Below are 5,579 nucleotides of genomic sequence, written 5' to 3' on the forward strand. Positions count from 1 at the left end.
GCCAAGGACATCGTCTATCTCAAGCAGTCGGGCGTCAATCCGATCGTCGTGCACGGCGGCGGACCGCAGATCGCCACCATGCTGGCCAAGCTCGAGATCAAGTCGGAGTTCGTGAACGGGCTGCGCGTGACGGACAAACCGACGGTCGAAGTGGTGGAGATGGTGCTCGCCGGGCGCATCAACAAAGACATCGTCTCGGCGATCAACAGGCAGGGCGGCAAGGCGGTCGGCATCTGCGGCAAGGACGCCAACCTGATGGTGGCGCGGAAGATCACGCAGATGGCGGATCCCGCAAGCAGCGAGATGAAAAGTGTCGATATCGGCTATGTCGGCGACCCCCTGCACGTCAATCCGCATATCGTCGACGTGATCTCCAGGTCCGACCTCATTCCAGTCATCGCGCCGATCGGCATCTCGCCGGAGGGCGAGACGCTGAACATCAACGCCGATACGTTCGCGTCGGCGCTGGCGGCGCGGATGCAGGCCAAGCGCCTGCTGCTGCTCACGGATGTGGAAGGCGTGCTCGACAAGGCCGGCAACCTCATCGCCGATCTCTCGATAACCGAAGCCCAGGAGCTGATCCGCAACGGCACGATCACGGGGGGCATGATCCCCAAGATCGAGGGGTGCATCGAGGTGGTTGAAGCGGGCGTCGAGGCTGTCGTCATCATCAACGGCAAGGTTCCGCACAGCGTGCTGCTCGAGCTGCTGACCGACCATGGCGCGGGCACGCTCGTGGGGCGGCGGAAGCCGAAGGACAAGAAGAGTGCATGAGCGCGGAGCGTAGAAGCGCGGACCATGGTGGTGCGGCCGGTGATCCGGCGAGAGTGCTGGAGCCGAGGCCCGGGGCACTTCGGCGCGGCTTCGCGCATACGGATGCCTGGATCTTCGATCTCGACAACACGCTCTATCCGGCCGAGTGCAATCTCTTCGCGCAGGTCGACCATCGCATGGGCGAGTTCATCGCCCATTATCTGGGCGTTCCCTATGCGCACGCGCGGCACCTGCAGAAGAGCTACTATCGCCAGTTCGGGACGACGCTTGCCGGGCTCATGGCCGTGCACAAGCTCGACCCGCATGAGTTCCTCGCCTACGTGCACGATATCGACCTTACGGTGGTGCAGGACTCGCCGGCGCTCAGGGCGGCGATCGCCAAACTTCCGGGCCGGCGGCTCATCTACACAAACGGCTCGCGCAGGCATGCGGAGCGCGTGGCCGAGAAGCTCGGCGTGCTTTCTCTCTTCGAGGACATCTGTGACATCGCCGCGTGCGACTACGTCCCCAAGCCCGAGGTCGACGCCTTCCGGCGCATGATTGCGCGCCACGATGTGGTCGCGGAAAAGGCGGCGATGTTCGAGGACATGCCGATGAACCTCGCCAGCCCGCATGCGCTGGGCATGACGACGGTGCTCGTGCATTCGAGCTACCTCGATCATCCGATCCAGGTCCAGATGAGGACATGGACCGAGCTCCCGGACCACATTCACCACATGACTCTGGACCTGACGGAGTTTCTGAACGGTGCAACGGGCGTCACGCAGCGAGCCGGCGAAGAGACGCGGCCGTAGGTCAGCCCTGCTTTTCCCAGCGTCCGCTGTCGGACTGGCGCCAGTAGGTGACGGTGCAGCCGGCGGCTTTTGCCGCCTGCCATTGGGTGCGGGCCTTGCCGGTTGCCTCCGGGTCGCGTCCGTCGAAAATGCAGACGATACGCACGTATCCCGCAAACTGCGTCATCTCTGCGCCGTCGACGAGAAAGCGAACGCCGGCGCTGTTCGGCGCCTCGTCTCCGAGCGTGAGGTAAACCGGCTGGCGCGCGGGATCGCCATCGCGTGCGGTGCCGTGAGGCAGAAAGCTCGCATCATTGTAGGTCCAAAGCGCAAGGTCGAGCGCTTCCAGCCGTTCGGCGCTGCCGGATTGAACGACGGCGCGCCAGCCGCGCTCGATCGTGCGCTCGAGAAGCGACGGTAGCACGTGCTCGAGCGTTGCTCGCTCGAGGTGATAGAAAAGGACTTCGGCCGCATCGCTCATTTGAGCTCGCTCAAGCTGCATTCGAATCGCGGATGTGTCTCTCGACGCTCATCACAGGCTACAGTGCAAATCACCGCAGATCTCAGCGCGATGCAATAAATCCCGAGGGATTGCGAAATGAGCACGAAGGGACTTGATGTGACGGGCGGTGTCGCCTATCTCTCCGAGTCCGGTGCGGCGCCATCTTGGGTGACGCCCGTGCGGGCGGTGAGCTAGGCAGCATCTTCGGGTTCGCTGCCGGGTTCCCGCCCGCTGCGATTCTCGGGCGCCCTCAGCGTTTCTTCAGATACTTCTTCGGCACCATGCCTGCATCGACGAGCGCGTCGAAGCAGCGCTTGCTCAAGTTGCCGCGTTTTCCAGCGAGCGTGATGCATTGGCGAAGCGCGGCGGAGCCTTCCTTGTAGGCGGGACAGTGGGTGTTGTAGTCACCCCTGCAGGCATCCTCGACCTTCTTGCTGTATGCGAGAGCCTGGACAGGCAGCACGGCGAGCAAGGTGATCGTTGCGACGGCCTGCAGCACATGCGTGCGGCGGGTGGATCCGGTTCTCGATTGGATCTTGGACATTGCGCTTCCCTCGGATTTTCTTTTGGCTTGGACGGCGCGTCTTGGCGTAGCTGGCGCGGCTTGGCAGGACCCTATCTTTCCGAAAATGGGGGCACCAGACGGTTTCTTCAATCGAGATTGACGGCGGCGGGCGTTAACCGCGGCGGCGCTTGGGCGCAAACGGATTATCCCCGCCCCTCAGGTTGAGGCGAATGGGAACTCCCGGCAGATCGAAGGCCTCGCGGAGGCTATTGGTCAGGTACTTCTGGTAGCTCTGCGGGACGACGTCCGGCCGCGAGCAGAAGGCGACAAAGGTCGGCGGGCGCGTCGATGGCTGCGTCACGTAGCGGATCTTGAGGCGGCGTCCAGACGGCGCGGGCGGGGCGTGGCGCGCAAGCGCCTCCTCGAGCCAGCGGTTGAGCGCAGGCGTCGGCACGCGGCGGTTCCAGATTTCGGACGCCTTCACGATGGCGCGCAAGAGCTTGTCCAAGCCCTTCTCGCTCGCAGCCGAGACGGGGATCACGGCCACGCCCGGGACCTGGGCCAAGCCAACGGCGATCTTGTCGAACAGAACCTTCAGGGCCTTCTGCTTCTCTTCGATGAGGTCCCACTTGTTGAGCGCGATCACCAGCGCGCGCCCCTCCTGGGCTACGAGATCGCCGATGCTCAGATCCTGATGCTCGAGCCCGCGCTCGGCGTCGAGGAGCAGCACGACGACCTCGGCAAAGCGGATGGCGCGCAGGGTGTCGCTGGTGGAGAGCTTCTCCGCAAGCTCGGTAACCTTGGCCTTGCGACGAAGGCCTGCAGTATCGAACAGGCGAATGGTGCGATCCTGCCAGACGATGTCGCTTGCAACGGAATCGCGCGTGAGACCCGGCTCGGGGCCGGTAATCATGCGGTCCTCGCCGATGAGCGAATTGACGAGCGTGGACTTGCCCGCGTTCGGGCGGCCGACGATGGCGACGCGCAGCGGGCGCTCGGGCCTATCGTCTGCCTCGTCGTCGGTCTCGGTGCCGTCGTCGTCGCGGCGTTTTTGCCTGGGCTTCGGCTTGAGGCCCAGGGCGGCGAGCGCGTCGCGCTCGAGGTCGCCCAGCCCCAGCCCGTGCTCGGCCGAAATCGCGACAGGCTCGCCGAGGCCGAGCTTGAAGGCTTCATAGAAGCCTTCGTCGGAGCTGCGGCCTTCGCATTTGTTGGCGATGAGGACGACGGGGCGGCCGGAAGCGCGGACTGTGCGGGCGAAGGTCTCGTCGGTGGCGGTGACGCCGTCGCGCGCGTCGATGACGAACAGCACCAGGTCCGCAAGCGAGATCGCCGCCTCGGTCTGCTGGCGCATGCGATCGGCGATGGATCCCTTGGCCGCGACCTCGAGGCCGGCGGTGTCGATGATCTTGATGGGATGGCCGCCAAGCTCGGCTTCGCCTTCCTTGCGATCACGCGTCAGGCCCGGCAGGTCGGAAACAAGGGCCGCGCGCGTGCCGGTCAGACGATTGAACAGGGTCGACTTGCCCACGTTGGGCCGGCCGACGATGGCGATTTTGGGGGTCATTGCACTCGCTCGTGTCAGGCGCCGCTTATGACCTGAAACAGCGAGAAATGCAAAGCGGTGGCGGGTCGCGCCGCAAGAAGCCTTAACGATTGCGGCTGGCGACGAAACGAGCGGCTTCGATCAATGCGGCGGCGCGTTCCCCGAAGGGGGCCAGGGCGTCGATTGCCGCCTGCTCGACGCGCTTCAGCTCGGCGCGGGCCGCTTGCAATCCCATGTGGGAGACGAGCGTCGCCTTGCCTGCGGCGGCGTCCTTGCTGACGGCCTTGCCGACGGTCGTCGCGTCGCCCTCTGCGTCGAGAAGGTCGTCGGCGATCTGGAAGGCGAGACCGAGCTCTGTGCCGTATGCGCGGAGCGCGTCGCGTGCTTCGGGCGCGGCGCGGCCAAGAATGGCGCCGGCGTCGCAGGCGAACCGGATCAGGGCGCCGGTCTTGAGGCTCTGCAGATGCAGGATGTCGTCGAGCGACAGTGGCGATTTGCGGGGCAGCCGCTCGGCTTCGAGATCCAAGGCCTGGCCGCCGACCATGCCGGCCGTCCCGGATGCTTTGGCGAGGCCGGCGATGAGCTCAAGCCGAACCGACGGATCAGGGTGCGTCGTGGGCTTGGCCAGGGTCTCAAAGGCAAGGGTCAGAAGCGCATCTCCGGCGAGGATGGCCGTCCATTCGTCGAAGGCCCTCCAGACGGTCGGCAATCCCCTACGGGTGGCATCGTTATCCATGGCCGGCAGGTCGTCGTGAGCCAGCGAGTAGCAGTGCACGCATTCGACGGCTGCGGCGGTATCCAGAGCTTGGTGCTCGGTCAGCCCGAAAAGGGCCGCACTCTCGACGACAAGAAATGGACGGAACCTTTTTCCGCCCCCGAGCGTCGCATGGCCGATGGCGTCCAGGAGCCGCTGCGGCGGGGGGGCATCCCCTTCAAGGTGCTTCTCTTTCGTCCCGACGAGCACCCCTAGGTGGGCTTCCGTTAGCCCTCTGATCCGATCCAGTCTTTGCGCGAAGGTCATTGACGAAGTACCTAGGATGATCTGAGGGACGTGACGCGTGGCGCGGGATATAGCATCCGTGGCGGATAAGGACACCCGCGAGAACGAAGGGATCGACGGCGAGGTTCTTTCGCCGCCCGATGGGCCTCGCACCGACGGGGGGCCGGCGCCGCGGCCGGATCCCGATGCGCCCGATGCTGTTGTGGAGCGTATCGCGGTTTCCGAGCAACCGTCCGCTCCGCTTGCGGTCCGTGCTCCCGAATTCGTCGCCGAGGTTGTGGTGCCGGAACCGGCGCTGCCGGAGGAGCCCGAGGAGGCTCGCACCGTGGTGGAGGCCGACGCCGAGGCGCCGGGCGGTACGGAAACGGAATCGGCGTCTGCCGACGATCGCGCGGCATACGAGGACGTTGCGATCGAGGCCACGGAAGGTGCTCAAGCGGTCGACAGCGCGCCGGAGCTTGCGTCCGACGCCCTCGCCACCG

6 protein-coding genes and 1 pseudogene are annotated in these 5,579 nt (G+C 65.3%); 3 read left to right on the forward strand and 4 right to left on the reverse strand.

What is annotated here, in order from left to right; translation table 11 throughout:
• On the forward strand, nt 1-774 hold a 774-nt coding region (gene argB / locus QZV93_RS09515; RefSeq protein ID WP_295557915.1), incomplete at its 5' end, for an acetylglutamate kinase.
• A complete protein-coding gene (locus QZV93_RS09520; RefSeq protein ID WP_295557916.1) occupies nt 771-1,568 on the forward strand; it encodes a pyrimidine 5'-nucleotidase in 798 nt (265 codons plus the stop codon). The genes argB and QZV93_RS09520, both read left to right, overlap by 4 nt.
• Before the next feature lies 1 nt (nt 1,569).
• Here the strand turns inward: QZV93_RS09520 and QZV93_RS09525 are convergent, their stop codons facing one another.
• The 4 genes from QZV93_RS09525 to QZV93_RS09540 form a co-directional block, all read right to left on the reverse strand.
• Nucleotides 1,570-2,028 carry a DNA polymerase III subunit chi gene (locus QZV93_RS09525; protein WP_295557917.1) on the reverse strand — a complete coding sequence of 153 codons (459 nt, stop codon included), beginning with the start codon at nt 2,026-2,028 and terminating at the stop codon, nt 1,570-1,572.
• 271 nt (nt 2,029-2,299) lie between these two features.
• Nucleotides 2,300-2,593 carry a hypothetical protein gene (locus tag QZV93_RS09530; RefSeq protein ID WP_295557918.1) on the reverse strand — a complete coding sequence of 98 codons (294 nt, stop codon included), beginning with the start codon at nt 2,591-2,593 and terminating at the stop codon, nt 2,300-2,302.
• A 133-nt stretch (nt 2,594-2,726) separates the two neighbouring features.
• Complete coding sequence (der, locus tag QZV93_RS09535) at nt 2,727-4,118, reverse strand: ribosome biogenesis GTPase Der (RefSeq protein ID WP_295557919.1); 1,392 nt, start codon at nt 4,116-4,118, stop codon at nt 2,727-2,729.
• Between the two features lie 82 nt (nt 4,119-4,200).
• Nucleotides 4,201-5,118 carry a polyprenyl synthetase family protein gene (locus QZV93_RS09540; protein WP_295557920.1) on the reverse strand — a complete coding sequence of 306 codons (918 nt, stop codon included), beginning with the start codon at nt 5,116-5,118 and terminating at the stop codon, nt 4,201-4,203.
• Between the two features lie 58 nt (nt 5,119-5,176).
• On the opposite strand from QZV93_RS09540, the pseudogene QZV93_RS09545 reads away from it, so the two are divergent.
• Nucleotides 5,177-5,579 (forward strand): annotated as a pseudogene (locus QZV93_RS09545) (hypothetical protein); the annotation flags it as partial.

Origin of the sequence: uncultured Hyphomicrobium sp. (genome assembly GCF_902826555.1) — a bacterium.
In the GTDB taxonomy this organism is placed as follows: domain Bacteria; phylum Pseudomonadota; class Alphaproteobacteria; order Rhizobiales; family Hyphomicrobiaceae; genus Hyphomicrobium_C.